Origin of the sequence: Inhella sp. (assembly GCF_041912635.1) — a bacterium.
GTDB lineage: Bacteria > Pseudomonadota > Gammaproteobacteria > Burkholderiales > Burkholderiaceae_C > Inhella.
The window spans coordinates 91895-107893 of sequence record NZ_JAYRMO010000008.1 but is presented as its reverse complement, the minus strand read 5'-3'; the positions used below and the strand labels follow the sequence as shown (position 1 = coordinate 107893).

Genomic DNA, 15999 nt, shown 5'->3' with positions numbered 1-15999 from the left:
GCAGGCCGCCATACTGGCCGCTCACCGCTGGGGGAGTGGTCGTGGGCAATCACGCAGAGCTGGTGCTGGCAACCACCCTGGTCCTGTGCACCTGTGCACTGGCCTGGGGCCTGATGGCCTGGCCCCTGCGGGTGTGGCCGCGCGCCTCGCTGCGCTTCGCGCTGGCCAACGCCCAGCTCGGCATCAGCCTGCAACTGGTGATGCTGCGCGGCGAGGAACTGGACTGGCGTGCCTGGGCCCTGGCGGATTTGACCGGGCTGGCCGGCTTCTTTCTGCTGCATGGCGGCGTGCGCCATCTCTTCGGCATGAAGCCAGCGCACCGGCTGGAATGGGTGGCCATCGCGGGCCTGCTACTGGCCTACGCGCTGCTGCCGCCAGGGCCGGAATCGCGCGCCGCCTACCGCACGCTCTACAGCCTGACGGCCGGCAGCCTGTGCCTGGTGATGGCCTGGTTGCTGTTCGCCGGTTCGCGCCGCGAGATCGACGCGCGCGCCGCCTGGGTGTTCTCCTTGCCGCTGCTCGGCCTGGCTGCGCTGATGGTCTGGCGCCTCAGCCAGACCCTGCCGCAGCTGGGTGCGGGCGTGCTGCTGGGGCGCGACCGCAGCGCCATGGTCTGGGCCGTGTTCGGCCTGTGCCTGCTGGTGAACATGGCCCTGGCTTCCTGTGTGATGACGCGGCTGGTGCTGGTGATCCGCCGCCAGGCCGAGCGCGACGCCCTGACCGGCCTCTTCAACCGCCGCGTGCTGCAGCGGCGTCTGGCGGAAGAGCTGGCGCGCGGCCAGCGCCGGCCCCAGGTGCTGGCCCTGCTGGCGCTGGACGTGGACCATTTCAAGCAGATCAACGACCGTCACGGCCACGCCGCCGGCGACGCCGCGCTCTGCCATGTGGCCACGCTGCTGCAGGCCCAGCTGCGGCGCAGCGACGTGCTGGCGCGCAGCGGCGGCGAGGAGTTCGTGGTGCTGATGCCCGAGACCGGCCGCGCCGAAGCCGCCCAGGTGGCCGAGCGCATGCGCGCCGCGCTGGAGGCGCAGCCGCTGGAGTGGGAGGGCCTGCAGATCGCCGTGCGGGCCAGCTTCGGCGTGGCCGACAGCACGCAGGCGCAGAGCGAGGACGGCCTGCTGCAGCGCGCCGACGCGGCGCTCTACGCGGCCAAGGCGGGCGGGCGCAACCGCGTGGTGCTGGCGCCCGCCTGAACCCGGTCCGGGGCGCTTACTGCGCGTGCGGCAGGCAGATCTCGTCGATGCGCGCCATCACCTCAGGGGTGAGCTTGTCGCGCAGCGCCAGCGCGCCCAGGTTGTCGTCCAGCTGGCTGCGCTTGCTGGCACCCAGGATGACGGTGGAGACGCGCGGGTTCTTCGTCAGCCAGGCCACGGCCAGCTGCGCCAGGCTGCCGCCCAGTTCGGCGGCGATGGGCTCCAGCTGCGCCACCACGGCATTGCGCGCCGGGTCCACCAGCTGGTCGCGCAGCCAGGCCTGGCTGTCACCGCGGCTGCCGGCCGGCACGCCGTCGCGGTACTTGCCGGTCAGCAGGCCCGAGGCCAGCGGGCTCCAGGTCGTCAGGCCCAGGCCGATCTCGTCGTAGAGGCGGGCGTACTCCTGCTCCACGCGCTTGCGGTGCAGCAGGTGGTACTGCGGCTGCTCCATCAGCGGCTTGTGCAGATGGTGGCGCTCGGCGATCTCGTAGGCGGCGCGGATGGCATCGGCCGGCCACTCGCTGGTGCCCCAGTACAGCGCCTTGCCCTGCTCGATCAGGTTGTGCATGGCCCACACGGTCTCCTCGATCGGCGTGTGCGGGTCGGGGCGGTGGCAGTAGATCAGGTCGATGAAATCGAGCTGCATGCGCTTGAGCGAGCCATCAAGCGCCTGCATCAGGTACTTGCGGTTCAGCGTGTCCATACGGTTGATGGTGTTGCCCTCGCGCTCCAGGCCCCAGAAGAACTTGGTGCTGACGATGTAGTTCAGGCGCGGCCAGGCCAGCTTTTTGAGCGCCTCGCCCATCACCACTTCGCTCTGGCCCTTGGCGTAGACCTCGGCGTTGTCGAAGAAGTTCACGCCGGCGTCGAAGGCGGCGGCCATCAGTTCGGCAGCGGCATTCGTGTCGACCTGGTTGTGGTACGTGATCCAGGAGCCCAGCGAAAGGGCCGAGACCTTGAGGCCGGAGCGGCCGAGACGGTTGTAGTGCATGGTCAGGCGGGGAACGAAGACAAGGGCAGCACGATAGCCAGTCCGTACGATTCGCGCCGATGAACCCGCACAAGTCCTTCCGAATCGCTGTGGTGGGCGCCGGCCCGGTGGGCCTGGCCTTTGCGCTGCAGGCCGCGCGCGCCCTGCCGGGGTGCGAGCTGCAGCTCTTTGATGCCCGCGCACTGGACGGCCAGCGCAGCGCCGACGCCCGAGTGCTGGCGCTGAACCTGGGCAGCGTGCAGCAGCTGCAGCGCCTGGGCGCCTGGGAGCCGGCGCGCGCCGAGCCGATCCTGGAGGTCTCCGTGAGCCAGGTGGCGCCGGGGCGCACCGACCTGCGCCTGCGCGCCGCCGAGCTCGGCCAGCCCCTGCTGGGCGCCGTACTGGCCTATGGCGATGTGCTGCAGCCACTGGAGCAGGCCTGGCTGCGCGCGGCCGAACCTCGATTGGCCAGCCGCGGCGGCCAGAAGGTCGGCGCGCTGAAGACCCTGACCGATGGCCGCATCGAACTGGATGCCGGCGTGGCCGAAGCCTTCGATCTGGTGGTACTGGCCGAGGGCGGCCTGTTCACCGAGCAGGCGCCGCGCCCCTGGCGGCGCGATTACGGTCAGACGGCCTGGATCGGAACCTTGCGCCTGCGTGGCGACTGGCCACGCGGCCTGGCGGTGGAGCGCTTCACGCGCCAGGGGCCGCTGGCCGTGCTGCCGCTGCCGGACGACACCGCCGGGCGGCGCGCCTCGCTGGTCTGGTGCACCGCTGCGGACGAAACACCGGAGCAACTGACCGAGGCCCGCCTGCGCGCCCTGCTGCCGGCCTGCGCCCAGGCGGTGCAGGGCATCGAGGGCGCGCTCAAGCCCTTCCCGCTTGGCCTGAACGCCCAGCCGCGCCTGGTGCAGGGGCGCCTGCTGCGCATCGGCAACGCGGCGCAAGCCCTGCACCCGGTGGCCGGCCAGGGCCTGAACCTGGGCTTGCGCGACGCGCACCAGCTGGTGAGCTGCCTGCGCGATGGCGGCTCGCTCGCCGCCGCGCTGGCGCGCTTCGAAGGCCAGCGCCTGCCCGACCGCCTGGCCCTGCTGGGCACCACCGACGGCCTGGCGCGCGTGTTCACCGGCGAGGGCGCGGCCCTGGGCCTGGCGCGCGAGGCCGGCCTGCGCCTGCTGCAGGCCCTGCCGCCGCTGCGCGGGGCACTGGCGCGGCAGCTGATGTTCGGCTGGCGCTGAGAGGGCCGGCGGCTTGCAGCGCCCGGGCTGCAGTGCCAGAGTCGGCCCTTTCCCACGCTGCAGGGGGCGCCATGAAGACTGGTTTGCTGATGCTGGCGGCCCTGGCCGCGTTGGGGCCAGGCCAAGCCCCCGCCCCGCAGTTCGACCCCCTGTTCGACCCCGGCAGCGCACGCTGCGGCCCGCCACCGCAGGCCCTGCGCCTGGCCGCGCTGGGCAAGCCCGAAACCAGCCCGTTCCCGCCCCAGCCCGGCCTGGCCGCGCCCGGCCCGGTGCCGCTCTATCGCAACCTGGGCAGCCTGAGCTTCCCGCTCGGCCGCGGCCGCCCGCAGGCGCAGGCTTATTTCGACCAGGGCCTGCGCCTGGCCTTCGCCTTCAACCATGCCGAGGCCCAGCGCGCCTTCCAGGCCGCCCAGCGCCTCGACCCCGGCTGCGCACTCTGCCACTGGGGCGAGGCCTGGGTATTGGGCCCGAACATCAATGCGCCCATGGCCCCCGAGGCGCAGGCGCCGGCCCTGGCCGCACTGGGCCGCGCCGTGGCGCTGAAGGCAGGGCTGCCGCCGCTGCAGCGCGGCCTGGTGGAGGCGCTGGAGCAGCGCTACAGCGCGGACGCGACTGCCGACCGCGCAGCGCTGGACGCCGCCTTCGCCGACGCCCTGGAGGCCCTGGCCACGCAGTTCCCGCGCGATGACCTGCTGCAGGTGCTGGCCGCCGAAGCCGCGATGAACACCCAGGCCTGGGACTACTGGGAAGCCGGCGGCCTCAAGCCCAAGGGCCGCGGCGCGACCATCGTGCAGCTGCTGGAGACCGTGCTCCAGCGCAACCCGCAGCACCCCGGCGCCATCCACCTCTACATCCACGCCGTCGAGGCCTCGAACACGCCGGACCGCGCACTCGCCGCGGCACGCCGCCTGGCCGCACTGATGCCCGGTGCCGGCCATCTGGTGCACATGCCGGCGCACATCTACTACCGCGTCGGCCTGTACCGCGACGCCCTGCGCGCCAACCAGCAGGCCATTGCCGTGGACGAGGCCTATTTCAAGACCTCGCCCTCGGACGCGATGTACCGCTCGGGCTACTTCCCGCACAACATCCACTTCCTGATGGTGGCCGCCCAGCTGGGTGGCGACGGCAAGACCGCCCTGCAGGCGGCCGCCAAGCTGGACGCCGCGCTTCCGCTGGAAGCGGTGAGCGCCGTGCCCGCGCTGCAGCCCGTGAAGGCCGCGCCCTACGGCGTGCACGCGCTCTTCAGCAGCCCCGACACCGTGCTGGCCCTGCCCGCCCCGCCGCCCGAGCTGGTGCTGCTGCAGGCCATGCACCGCCATGCCCGCGCGCTGGCGCTAGCCCGCCTGGGCCGGCTGGAGGAAGCCCAAAAGGAGGTCGAGGCCCTGGCCCGCCTCGAGCGCGAGGCCGACTTCAAGCCCTTCGAGGCCTGGGGCGTGCCGGCCCTGGCCGTGGTGCAGACGGCACGCTGGGTCAGCGCCGCGCGCGTGGCTGAAGCGCGCGGCGAGCTGGATGCCGCCGCCCAGGCCTATGAGGCCGCCATCGCCATCGAAGACAGCCTGGCCTATATGGAGCCGCCCTACTGGTACTACCCGGTCCGCCAGTCGCTCGGCGCGCTGCGCCTGCGCCAGGGCCGCTTGGACGAAGCCGAGACCGCGCTGCGCGAGGCCCTGCAGCGGGTGCGGAATAACGGCTGGGCCCTGGCCGGCCTGCGCGCGGTGTACGAGCGCAAGGGCGATGCCGCCAATGCGCGCAGCACCCGCGCCGCGCTGCAGCGCGCCTGGTTCGGGCCGGCGGCGGGGCCGGAGCTGGCGCGGCTGTGAGGCAAGCCTGCCAACCCGCTGGCACAGGCGCTTCCTAGACTCAGGCCATGCCCGACTTCCGCTCCTGCTTCCACGACCTCAGGGCACGGCTGACCGCCGCCGGCCTGCAGAGCTACCGGGAGCAGGGCTTTGTCTGAGCTGCGCTGCCTGCCGGCCGCGCAGGCGCCCTGGGCCGATCTGGAAGCCCTGTTTGGCGCGCGCGGTGCCTGCGGGGGCTGCTGGTGCATGGTGTAGCGGCGCAACCGCAAGGAGTACGAGGCCGGCAAGGGCGCAGGCAACCGCGCCGCGCTACAGGCGCTGTGGGAACGCGGCGAACCCATCGGCCTGCTGGGCTACCGGGGCGAGCAGCCGGTGGGCTGGGTCTCGGTAGCGCCCCGGGAGCAGTTCGCGTACTTCAAGACCTCGCGCGTGCTGCGGCCCCTGCCTGGCGAGGTCGGGGTCTGGTGCATCAGCTGCCTGTTCGTGGCACCGGCCCTGCGCCGCCAGGGCCTGGCCACGAAGCTGATCGCCGCTGCGCGCGACTGGGCGCTGGCGCAGGGGGCGCAGCGGGTCGAGGGCTATCCGGTGCAGCCGCGCAGCGCCCAGGCCGCGCCGGTGTTCCTGTGGACGGGCACGCCCGCGCCCTTCGAAGCGGCCGGTTTCACGCGCCGGCCCAACCCGCACGGCGAGCGGCCCATCTACGCCAGCCCGTGAGTGCAACCCCAATGCAGGCTCCGGTCGCGCTCGATCGCCTGCTCGGCCTGGTGCTGGCGCTGGACGAGGACAAGCCCATCAGCGCACCGGCGCTGGCGCAGCGCCTGGGCGTGTCGCTGCGCACCGTCTACCGCGATGTGCGCCGCCTGCAGGGCGCCGGTGTGCCCGTGGTCAGCGAACCCGGGCGGGGCGGCGGCCTGCGCCTGATGCCGGGCTTTCGCATGGCGCCGCTGGCGCTCACGCGCAGCGAGACCCTGGCACTGACGCTGGCCATCGAACAGCTGCGCGCCCTGCCCACCCAGCCCTTCGCGGCGGCGCTGGACACCGCCGCGCGTTTCGCCCCCGCGTCATTGCCGCTCACTCCTCAAAAGCCGCAACTCGTCTCACGTCACAGACAGTGGCTGACCCACGCAGCACCATTGCCGGATCGGGAGGCACGGCAGCACGCCGTGCCCGTTGCCTGCGAAGAAGAAGATGGACCTCGAACACTGGACCCTGGCGCTGATCACCCGGCGCTGCCGCCGCCTGCTGGACGCCCGCCAGCAGCCCCAGCTGGAAGCCCTGCTGCTGCAGGTGGCGCAGCGCAGCGCCTGCACCGTGCACCGCGTGCGGGTGGAGCCGGACTGTCTGTGGGTCTGGGTCAGCTGCCGCCCGCGCGGCATCCGCCGCTTTGCCGATCTGGCCAAGACCGACTGCGGCCGCCTGGTGCTCGGCAGCCTGCCCGCCGCCACCGTGCGCATGCTGCAGGAACGCGTGTGGGACTGGCCGCCCGTGCTGCGCCAGGCCCAGCCCGATTACGAGGTGCACTGCGAAGTGGACCGCCGCCGCGCCAGCCACCGCGAGTCGCGGCTGAACTACCTGCAGACGGTGGCGGACAGCCCGGTGTCGCGGCCGGGGGAGCTGGAGAGCCCCACGCCCTGATCAGATCGGGGTTTCGACCCCGTCCCGCCGCAGCTTCTTCGTGAAGCCCGGCAAGCCCGCCAGCAGTTGCCGGCCGAACGGCGTGCTCGCCAGGCGCCCGTCGTAGCAAACGATGTGGGCATGGTCCTGCTCGCTGCGGATGCCGCGGCCGGCCCATTGGTTGAGGCGCACGCCGGTGGCGGGCACCACCAGTTCGTTGAAGCTGCTGCGGCCCTTGGCCTCCAGCCACTCGGCGCGCGCTTCCTGCACCGGGTCGTCGGGGGTCAGGAAGGGCAGCTTGGGCATGAAGACCCATTCGCATTGCTGGCCGGGCAGGTCCAGGCCCTCGCCAAAGCTCTGCAGGCCCACCAGGATGCTGCGCTCGCCGCGTTCCACCGCGGCGCGGTGCTCGCGCAGCAGTTGCTCGCGCGCCGATTCACCCTGCACATGCAGCTGGCCGCGCAGGCTGGCCGGCAGCGCGGCCACGATGGCATGCAGCTGCACCCAGCTGGAGCACAGCACCAGGGCGCCATGCTCCACCGCCTTCAGGTCCTGCGCCAGCAGCCGGGCCACTTCCGCCGTGTGCTCGCTGGCCTGCTTGGGGCTGGCCTTGGTTTGCACCACGGTGAACTCGCCCTGGGTGGCGTAGTCGAAGGGGCTGGCCACTTCCAGGGCCTGCACGTTCGGCAAACCGGCCAGGCCGCTGTCCTTCAAAAAGTAGTCGAAGCGGCCGAGCGCGCGCAGGGTGGCCGAGGTGATGACCGCCCCGCGCAGCAGCGGCCACAGGTGGCGGCGCAGCACGCCGCTGGCGAACAGCGGGCAGGCGCGCGCCACCACGCGCAGGGAGCCGCCGCCGACGCCGAAATCCAGCCACTTCGCGGCCGGCGGCTCGCCCAGGTCCAGCATCAGCTCGGCGGTTTCCAGCAGGTCGTTCAGGCGCTTGAAGGGCGCGCCGATTTCGCTCACATGCTGGGCGATCAGCGGCGCCAGCTCCTCGTCCTCGGCACGTTCCTGCTTGAGCCAGGCGCTGAACTCGGTGGCCTTGGCATGCAGGCGGTGCGCCTGCTCGCCCACCGCCTGCCAGAGCGGCAGCAGCTCGGGCGGCAGCTCGCCGCGTTCGAAACGGATGCGGGTGTTGGGGCCACCGCCACTGCCGGGGCTGCGGTCCTCGGCGGCCTCGTGCAGCTGGCCAATGGCCTCGTTGCCCAGGCTCTGCATCACGCCGCGCAGCAAGTCGTCCAGCGCCTGGTTCAGCAGGCTGGTGCAGCCTTCCAGGTTGAGCGGGTAGCTGAGCGAACGCCCGGCCTGGTCCAGGGCCTTGTCCAGGCGCTGCAGCCAGCGCCGCTCGCTCAAAGATGCCTCGCAGGCGAAGTGCGAGAGCGCCGTGGCGGGCAGGTGGTGGCCCTCGTCAAAGATGTAGATGGCGCGCTCGCCGCTGGGCAGGCTGCTGAGGTCGGAACGCAGGCTGGCCAGCACGAGATCGTGGTTGGCCACCAGGATGTCGGCCTTGCTGGCGGCGCGCTTGGCGTTGAAGTAGGGGCAGTCGTGGAACTGCGGGCAGTGGCGGCTGGTGCAGGCGTGGCGGTCGGCGCCCAGATAGCCCCAGAGCGCCAGATCGTCCGGGCCCAGACTGTCGCGCTCGCCATTCCAGGCGCCGCTGCCCCAGCGCTTCTTCAGGGTCTCGAAGCGCTCCAGCGGGGCCTGCTGCACGGCAGCCGCTTCGCTGGGTTCTTCCAGCGCCATCGGGGTCTGTTCGCCGTTGCAGGCCAGGTCCAGCTTGACCGGGCAGAGGTAGCGCCCGCGCCCCTTCAGCAGGGCCACCACGGGCGGCACCTCCATGGCCTTGGCCAGCTCGGGCAGGTCCTTACCCATCACCTGCTCCTGCAGGGCGATGGTGGAGGTGCTGACCACCACCTTGACACCCGCGCGCCGCGCCAGCGTGATGGCGGCGGCCAGGTAGGCGCGCGTCTTGCCCACGCCGGTGCCGGCCTCCACCACGCAGACGCGCGCGGGCTGGTCGGGCTCGAAACGGGCCTGGGCCAGCTGCGCGCCGATGGCATGCAGCATCTCGCGCTGACCGGCGCGCGCCACCGAGCCCGGGCTGGAATCCAGCAGGGCCTGGTACAGGGCTTCGAGTTCGTCGTGGAGGTCGGTGGTGCGCATGGGGGCGCGGATTGTCCCTGGCGCTGCTCCATGCATGATGAGCGGCCTGGTGGAGACCTGATGCGAACAATCTACAAGTGGTCTTTTCTTCTTGCCGCACCCGGACTGCTGTGGGCGGCATTTGAGATGTTTGGATGGACCTTGACAGGTCCCCAAATGCTGTTCTTCAGCGTCGCGCACGTTTTGCCAATCGTATTGCTGATGATCTGGCTCGCCGCCCCGCTCTTCATCCTCTGGTCCGGATTGACCCTGGCCGCCCTGGCAAGGACTAGGACGCGTCGGGCCCTCACGCTTTCTATCCGCCAGGCCGCTGCCTTGCTAATGGGACAGGCCCTGTTCGGCCTGTCATTCCTCAGCTACGAGCGCTGGAGCCACAGCCCTTTGCGACCTGTCGTGTGCATAGTCGGGATTGCCATCATGCTGATGACCGGCGTGGTGTGGGTCCGTTGGTGGCTGCGTAGCTCGATCTACCCAACAGGCTCAACTCGTCACGTCGAAGGAAATTGAATGCGTCACGCTCTGGCACTCGCGCTCGGCATCTTGTTCAGCAACGCCATTGCTGCCTCTCCCGCGCCATCTATTCCGGCCCTGGCAACTCAGGGCCCCGCCTCGGTCTCCGGCGTTTCCTCCGGCGCCTATATGGCCGTGCAGCTCTGGCTGGCGCAGGCGCCGCGCTTTGAAGGCGGCCTGGCCACCGTGGCCGGCGGGCCTTATGCCTGCGCCACCTCGGTGTTCGAGGCCCTGGGGCCCTGCCTGGGCCGCAGCGCGCTGGATGACGCCGCCCTGCTGGCGCGCGCCCAGGCGGCGCTGGCTTCGGGCGCCCTGCCGGCGCAGCCACGCGGCGGCCGGGCCTACCTGTTTGCCGGCGCGCGCGATGGCGTCGTCGCGCCCGCCACCACGGCGGCCCTGGCCCGGCAGCTGCAGGCCCTGCGGCCCGAGCTGGCACTGCAGCAGGAAACCGCCGTGCCCGCAGCCCACGGCTGGGTGACGCAGGACCAGGGCAGCGCCTGCGATCAGATGCAGGCGCCCTTCCTGCTGGCCTGCGGCTTCGACCTGGCCGGCCAGCTGCTCACCCATCTGCACGGCCCGCTGCAGCCGCGCGGCGAAGCCAGCGCCGGCCGCCTGCTGACCTTTGATCAGCGCCCCTTCCACCCGGGGCCTGATCTGGCCGACACCGGCTACGTCTACATCCCCGACACCTGCAGCGCGGGCGGTTGCCGCGTGCATGTGGCCCTGCATGGCTGCCGCATGAATGGCGCCGCCATTGGCGATGCGTTCGCCCGCCACAGCGGCCTGAACGAATGGGCGGCCAGCAACCGCCTGGTGGTGCTCTACCCGCAGACCGGCGCGGCCGCCACCAATGCCTGCTGGGACTGGTGGGGCTACGCCGATGCCGGCTTTGCCGGCCGCCAGGGCGCGCAGCAGCGCGCCATCGTGGCCATGCTGGAGCGCTTGGGCGCAGCGCCCTGACCTGTGGCCGGCGCGGGCCGGTCTCCTACGATGCCGGCCATGCGCCGCATCAGCACCCCCCGACACGGACGGCTTTGGGCCGTCCTGCTGGCGTGCGTGCTGCTGGCGCAGTGGCTGGCGCTGGCGCACGCGGTCGTCCACCCGGGCGGCCGGCAGGTGCAGCTCGACGCACCCGCGCTGGGTTCGGTCCTGCAGCAGCTGGATGCGGACCATGCGGCCGGCTCCGCCGACTGTCTGGCGCTGGACCAGCTTTGCCATGGTGCCCCAGGCGCCGCCGTAGCGGCCCCGCCACTGCTGCAGGTGCTGGCGCAGCCGGCACCGCTGGCACCGCAGTCCGCCACGCCGCCCACGCCCTGGCGGCGGCAGCTCGCCCGCGCCCCACCCGTCCTCGTCTGAACCCCGCTTCTTCTCAGCGCCAGCCTCGCGGGCTGCGCTGAGCACCGCCGTTTTCAGACCGCCCTGCGCGCCCATGCGCGGGCGAGGACCGCTCCCATGACCCGAATCTCTTCCCGCGCGCCGCTGGGCGCGCTGTCCGCCATCGCCCTGCTGGCCAGTACCGGCGCCCTGGCCCAGAACACCGCCCTGCAGCCCGTCATCGTCACCGGCAACCCCTTGCGCAGTGAACAACTCGCCGCACCGGCCAGCAGCCTGACCGGCACCGAGCTGGCGCTGCGCCGCGGCAGCTCGCTGGGCGAAACGCTGGAAGGCCTGCCCGGCCTGGCATCGACCTGGTTCGGCCCCAATGCCAACCGCCCCGTCATCCGCGGCCAGGATGGCGACCGCATCCGCGTGCTCAGCAATGCCGGCGCTTCGCTGGATGCCTCCAGCCTGAGCTTCGACCACGCGGTGCCGATCGACCCGCTGGTGGTCGAGCGCATCGAGGTGCTGCGCGGGCCGGCCGCGCTGCTGTACGGCGGTAGCGCCGTGGGCGGCGTCGTCAACGCCATCGACAACCGCATCCCGCGCGCGCCCTTGGCCGGCACGGCGGGCGTGGCCGAGGCCCGCTGGGGCGGTGCGGCCGCCGAGCGCGGGCTTTCCGCCCTGCTGGAAACCGGTAGCTCCGGCCTGGCCCTGCATGCCGACGCCTTCTGGCGCCGCACCGATGACCTGCGCGTGCCCGCCTTCGAGCCGCCCGCTGAGGACGGCAGCAGCGAGCGCCCGGAACGGCGCACGCGTGTGCGCAACTCCGCCAGCGCGGCCCAGGGCGGCGCGCTCGGCGGCTCGCTGCTGTGGAACCACGGCTTTCTGGGCGCCAGCCTGAACAGCTACCGCAACGACTACGGCATCGTGGCCGAAGAGGACGTGCGCATCCGCATGCAGCGCGACCAGCTTGCCCTGGCCGGCGAAGTGCGCGCGCTGAGCGGCTTCTTCAACACCCTGCGCGCCCAGGCCAGCCTGAGCGACTACCGGCACGAGGAAGTGGAAGGCAGCGGCGCCGTCGGCACCACCTTCAAAAACCGTGGCGGCGACTTGCGCCTGGAGGCCGTGCACGCCCGCCAGCCGCTAGGCGCCGGCCAGCTGGAAGGCGTGCTCGGCTTCCAGGCCGAACGCGCCCGCTTCGAAGCCCTGGGCGAGGAAGCCTTCGTGCCCAGCACGCGCAGCCGATCGGCCGCGGTGTTCCTGTACGAGCAGTGGCAGCTGGGTGCACCGCTGATGCTGAGCGCCGGCCTGCGTGTCGAACGGGCCGCGCAGGACTCTGCCGGTGACGCCGACCCGGCCGAGCCCCGCTTCGGCCCCGCCCTGCAGCGCCGCTTCAGCCCGCGCAGCGCCTCGGTCGGCGCGGTCTGGAACCTGGATGCGCAATGGCAGCTCAGCAGCAGCGCGGCCTACACCGAACGCGCGCCCACCAGCTACGAACTGTTCGCCAAGGGCGTGCATGCGGCCACCGCCAGCTACGAGCAGGGCGACCCCGAGCAGGCCAAGGAACGCGGCCGCAACCTCGACGTGGCGCTGCAGTGGAAGCAGGGCCATGGCCTGTTCAAGCTCGGCGCTTTCTGGAGCCGCTTTGCCAACTACATCGCCCTGGTGCATGCCGGCCTGCCCGAGCACGTGGACGACGCGGGAGACAGCCTGCCGGTCTACGTCTTCCAGGGCGTGCCCGCGCGCCTCTACGGCTGGGAACTGGAAGGCCGCCAGCGCCTGTGGAGCGGCCCCTGCAGCCTGGACCTCGAAGCCCGGCTGGACACGGTGCGCGGCGACAACCTGGCCCGCGGCGAACCGCTGCCACGCCTGGCCCCGCTGCGCGCCACGCTGGCTCTGCACTGGCAGCTGCAGGACTTGAGCCTGAAGGCCGAGCTGCAGCACGCCACCCGGCAAAGCCGCGTGCCCGGCGACGACCAGCCCACCCCCGCCTGGACCCAGCTGCACCTGGCCGCCAGCTACGCGCTGCGCCTGGCCGGCGCCGACGGCCTGGCCTTCATCAAGCTGAACAACCTGGGCAACCAGCTGGCCTACAACGCCAGCACGGTGGGCACGCTGCGGCCGCTCACGCCGCTGCCGGGGCGGGCGGTGATGGCGGGACTGCGGCTGAGCTTCTGAGCCCGGCCCGGTGTCTGGCCATCAGCCCCGCTACTCGCCTTCCCAATGGAAGGTATGCAGCAGGCGGTGGATGAGCGGCGTGAGGATGATGGCCAGCACAACCAGGAACACCAGGCCGGCATACAGCGCATAGAGCCCCGCGAACAACTTGCCACCGGCCGACTGTGGGCTGTTCACAGGCCCCATGCCACCCAGCAGCATGGCTGCGTTCAGGAAAGCATCGCGCCAGGGCAGATGTTCGAAGTACCCGTACCCGGCCATGCCGGCCAACAGCGAGACCATCAGCAAACCCGCAGCCACCAGAAAGTGACTGAACAGACGGCGCACGAAATGCGCTCTGGGAATGGGCTTGTGCCGCCGGGATTCGTACATGGTTCTGCTCCGATCCGGCCGGCGGGAGGCGGCGGCGCGCCCGCGCGCCCTGGCTCGCCCGAGGTCGGCCCTCGCTAGGCAGGCTGCCCAAACACCATCACCCGGTTGCGGCCCTGGTGCTTGGCTGCGTAGAGCGCCTCGTCGGCCTGCTTCAGCAGAACCGTTTCGGTCGGCGGCTCGCCCAGCAGGGTGTCGGCCACGCCGATGCTGATCGTCACCTGGCAGCTCAGGTCGCCCAGCTGAACCACCGACTGGGCCACCGCGGCGCGCAGGGATTCGGCCAACACCGCAGCGGCCGCCGCGGCGGTGCCCGGCAGCAGCACCGCAAACTCTTCACCGCCGTAGCGGGCCATCACATCGTTGCGCCGGATCTTGCCGCCCAGCAACTGCGCGGTGTGGCGCAACACCGCATCGCCCACCAAGTGGCCGTGGCGGTCGTTGAAGGACTTGAAGCCGTCGATGTCCAGCAGCAGGCAGCTCAAGGGGTGGCCCAGGCGCTGGCTGTTGGCAAATTCGCGGCCCAGCTGTTCCATCAGGTAGGCGCGGTTGTGCAGGCCGGTCAGCTGGTCCGTCGTGGCCGCCTTGTGCAGCGCCTGCTTCTGCTGGTCCAGCATGGCGTTCTGCTGGCTCAGCAACTCGTTCTGCAGGGCCAGCGCGTGCTGCTTGGCCTGCAGCTCGCGGTACAGCGTCGAGAGCTGCAGCATCGAGCGCGTGCGGGCGCACAGCTCGATCGGATCGACCGGCTTGCGCAGATAGTCCACCGCGCCGGCCTGCAGCGCGGCGTCCAGGTTCGCCGACGAGGTCATCTTGCCGGTGCACATGATCACCGGGATGTCGCGCGTCATCGCCTGGCCCTTGAGCTGCCGGATCAGTTCGAGGCCCGAAAGGCCCGGCATGTCCCAGTCGGTGATGACCAGATCCGGCTGGGCGCGTTCCGCAATGGCCAGCGCGCGTTCGGGCTGGCTGGTGCGCAGCACCTGGTATGAAGCGGCCTGCAGCAGCTCGCACAGCGCATTCAGGTGCTCGATCTCATCGTCAACCACAAGAATCTGCTGCATCGCCGTGCCACAACCGCCAGGTAGAAGGTGCGCTCCATCGCCCGTGCTCGGCCTGGTGCGGGGCGATGGTACGACGGCGCTCAGCCGCTTGCGGCGTGCACCACCACCCGGTTACGGCCCTGGCGCTTGGCCGCGTACAGCGCCTCGTCGGCCTGCTTCAGCAGCGCCATCTCGTCGGCGCCCTGGCACGAACCGTTGTAGGCCACACCGATGCTGAGCGTGATCTGCAGGCTCAGTTCACCCTGCACCCATGGGGCCTGGGCCACGCTGGCACGCAAGCCCTCGGCCAGGGCCTGCGCGCTGGCGGCCAGGGTGCCGGGCAGCAGCAGCACGAACTCCTCGCCGCCGTAACGTGCCAGCACATCGCCGCGGCGCAGCTCGCCGTTCAGCAGCTGCGCCGTGTGGCGCAGCACGGCGTCACCCACCAGATGGCCGTGGCGGTCGTTGACCGACTTGAAATGATCGATGTCCAGCAACAGGCAGCTCAAGGGGCGGCCGTAGCGCTGGGCGTTGCTGAACTCGCGGCTCAGCTGGTCCATCAGGTAGGCGCGGTTGTGCAGGCCTGTCAGCCGGTCGGTGATGGCCGCAAGGTGCAGCTCCTGCTTCTGCTGATTCAGCAACTCGTTCTGCCGCGCCAATTCCTGCTCATTGGCCTTGAGCTGCCGGACCGAGGCCGCGAGCTGCAGCATCGAGCGGGTGCGCGCGCGCAGCTCGATCGGCTCCACCGGCTTGCGCACATAGTCCACCGCGCCAGCCTCCAGCGCGGTTTCCAGGTGGGCCGCCGAGGTCATGCTGCCGGTGCACATGATCACCGGGATGTCGCGCGTGGCCTCGTGCGCTTTGAGCTGGCGGATCAGCTCGATGCCCGAGACGCCCGGCATGTCCCAGTCCGTGATGACCAGGTCAGGCCGCTGACTCTCGGCAATGGCCAGGGCGCGCTCGGGCCGGCTGGTGCGCAGCACCTGATAGCCGCCGCCCTGCAGCAGCTCGCAGAGGGCGTTCAGGTGCTCGAGTTCGTCGTCGACGACCAGGATCTGCTGCATGAGCTGTCTGCGCACAGGAGAAAGGGGGTTCGCTGCGCTGCTCCGGCCCGCTGGTCAGCTTGCATGTCCCAACAGGCCCATTACCGAGGCGGCTCGTTGACGACCAGCGGGTCTGGGCTGGTGTACACGTGGCCGTGCGCATCCTTGACCTTGAGCGCGAAGTTCAACTGCTCCTGCGTCGTCGCGGTCGCCGTGTCACGGATGACCACGCTGCTGCCCTGGGTGCTGATGTTCATGTCCGAGGGAACGGTGCCAGTGACCACGTAGCCGCAGACCGTCCAGCCGGCCACGCCCGAGCTGTAGGTGACGGTAGCGGAGCCGCGCCCCTCCACTTCGGCGACATTGCCGTTGTTGTTGGCGGGCGAGTTGGTGCCAGTCGAATAGGTCAGGTTCACCGACTGGCTATTGACCACCGTGACGCTGACGATGCTGACGTTGGTATTGCTATTGCTCATGGACTTCTTCCTGTTGAATGGCCGCCGGATCACCCCCCTCTGAGATGGCGGAGAGGCGGCGCGCGAGAGTAGGCCCAAGCTGC

General features: G+C 71.2%; 15 protein-coding genes and 1 pseudogene. 10 read left to right on the top strand and 6 right to left on the bottom strand.

From position 1 onward, the window contains the following. Window positions 1-41 precede the first annotated feature (41 nt). The gene (locus ACE3QP_RS06725) at window positions 42-1193 is read left to right on the top strand and encodes a GGDEF domain-containing protein (protein ID WP_374434645.1); all 1152 of its coding nucleotides are present in this window, start codon (window positions 42-44) and stop codon (window positions 1191-1193) included. A gap of 16 nt (window positions 1194-1209) precedes the next feature. Here ACE3QP_RS06725 and ACE3QP_RS06720 read toward each other — a convergent pair whose 3' ends face one another. Then, entirely contained in the window at window positions 1210-2184 is a 975-nt protein-coding gene (locus ACE3QP_RS06720) for a potassium channel beta subunit family protein (protein ID WP_374434643.1), read from the bottom strand. Between the two features lie 59 nt (window positions 2185-2243). Here ACE3QP_RS06720 and ACE3QP_RS06715 point away from each other — a divergent pair, with 59 nt between their 5' ends. From ACE3QP_RS06715 to ACE3QP_RS06695, 5 genes and pseudogenes are all read left to right on the top strand, one after another. Further along, window positions 2244-3401 (top strand): FAD-dependent monooxygenase, encoded by a 1158-nt coding sequence (locus tag ACE3QP_RS06715; protein WP_374434642.1) that lies wholly within the window; start codon window positions 2244-2246, stop codon window positions 3399-3401. Between the two features lie 71 nt (window positions 3402-3472). Then, the gene (locus ACE3QP_RS06710; protein WP_374434640.1) at window positions 3473-5224 is read left to right on the top strand and encodes a hypothetical protein; all 1752 of its coding nucleotides are present in this window, start codon (window positions 3473-3475) and stop codon (window positions 5222-5224) included. A 297-nt stretch (window positions 5225-5521) separates the two neighbouring features. Further along, window positions 5522-5917 (top strand): GNAT family N-acetyltransferase, encoded by a 396-nt coding sequence (locus ACE3QP_RS06705; protein WP_374434711.1) that lies wholly within the window; start codon window positions 5522-5524, stop codon window positions 5915-5917. A gap of 11 nt (window positions 5918-5928) precedes the next feature. Next, window positions 5929-6096 (top strand): annotated as a pseudogene (locus tag ACE3QP_RS06700) (HTH domain-containing protein); the annotation flags it as partial. Window positions 6097-6391: 295 nt separating this feature from the next. Beyond that, window positions 6392-6838, top strand: a complete 447-nt coding sequence (locus ACE3QP_RS06695; protein ID WP_374434714.1) for a hypothetical protein — start codon at window positions 6392-6394, stop codon at window positions 6836-6838. Here the strand turns inward: ACE3QP_RS06695 and dinG are convergent, their stop codons facing one another. After that, the gene (gene dinG, locus ACE3QP_RS06690) at window positions 6839-8980 is read right to left on the bottom strand and encodes an ATP-dependent DNA helicase DinG (RefSeq protein ID WP_374434639.1); all 2142 of its coding nucleotides are present in this window, start codon (window positions 8978-8980) and stop codon (window positions 6839-6841) included. A 60-nt stretch (window positions 8981-9040) separates the two neighbouring features. Here dinG and ACE3QP_RS06685 point away from each other — a divergent pair, with 60 nt between their 5' ends. From ACE3QP_RS06685 to ACE3QP_RS06670, 4 genes are all read left to right on the top strand, one after another. Next, a complete protein-coding gene (locus ACE3QP_RS06685; RefSeq protein ID WP_374434637.1) occupies window positions 9041-9487 on the top strand; it encodes a hypothetical protein in 447 nt (148 codons plus the stop codon). Beyond that, window positions 9488-10450, top strand: coding sequence for a hypothetical protein (locus ACE3QP_RS06680; protein ID WP_374434636.1), 963 nt, complete (start codon window positions 9488-9490; stop codon window positions 10448-10450). It abuts the gene before it with no gap. A 39-nt stretch (window positions 10451-10489) separates the two neighbouring features. Further along, a complete protein-coding gene (locus ACE3QP_RS06675) occupies window positions 10490-10846 on the top strand; it encodes a hypothetical protein (protein WP_374434634.1) in 357 nt (118 codons plus the stop codon). A 96-nt stretch (window positions 10847-10942) separates the two neighbouring features. Next, window positions 10943-12988, top strand: a complete 2046-nt coding sequence (locus ACE3QP_RS06670) for a TonB-dependent receptor (protein WP_374434632.1) — start codon at window positions 10943-10945, stop codon at window positions 12986-12988. 30 nt (window positions 12989-13018) lie between these two features. On the opposite strand, the gene ACE3QP_RS06665 is transcribed toward ACE3QP_RS06670, so the two are convergent. The 4 genes from ACE3QP_RS06665 to ACE3QP_RS06650 form a co-directional block, all read right to left on the bottom strand. Next, entirely contained in the window at window positions 13019-13360 is a 342-nt protein-coding gene (locus ACE3QP_RS06665; RefSeq protein WP_374434630.1) for a hypothetical protein, read from the bottom strand. A 74-nt stretch (window positions 13361-13434) separates the two neighbouring features. Further along, a complete protein-coding gene (locus tag ACE3QP_RS06660; protein ID WP_374434628.1) occupies window positions 13435-14418 on the bottom strand; it encodes a diguanylate cyclase in 984 nt (327 codons plus the stop codon). An 80-nt stretch (window positions 14419-14498) separates the two neighbouring features. Next, entirely contained in the window at window positions 14499-15461 is a 963-nt protein-coding gene (locus ACE3QP_RS06655) for a diguanylate cyclase (RefSeq protein WP_374434626.1), read from the bottom strand. An 80-nt stretch (window positions 15462-15541) separates the two neighbouring features. Further along, window positions 15542-15916, bottom strand: coding sequence for a hypothetical protein (locus ACE3QP_RS06650; protein ID WP_374434624.1), 375 nt, complete (start codon window positions 15914-15916; stop codon window positions 15542-15544). Window positions 15917-15999 lie beyond the last annotated feature (83 nt).